The organism is Serratia sp. HNCC26DJ244 (assembly GCF_057180565.1).
Window position 1 is genome coordinate 1 of the sequence record NZ_JBXUGO010000162.1, and the last position, 256, is coordinate 256.

Annotated in this window: 1 protein-coding gene; it reads left to right on the top strand. The window is 56.6% G+C overall.

Annotated features, from left to right (window positions below; genetic code table 11):
* Positions 1-256 (top strand): Ig-like domain-containing protein (locus tag AC2A06_RS19085; RefSeq protein WP_484381333.1); only part of this gene is annotated, 256 nt, incomplete at both ends.

Below are 256 nucleotides of genomic sequence, written 5' to 3' on the forward strand. Positions count from 1 at the left end.
GAAGCGGGTAACATCATTACGGTATACCGTGGCAACGAAATTATTGGCTCGGCGGTTGTGAAGAGTGATCTCTCCTGGTCGATGCAGCCGGACCTGCCGCTTGTGGATGGTGTGGTGGTGTTGACCGCAACAGAGCGCGATCCGGTCGGCAACACCACCGATAAGTCACCGGCTTACAGTATTACCGTCAGTACAGTCCCACCGGCACCTCCGGTGCTGGGTACGGTCATCGATAATCAGGGGCCAGGACCAGAAT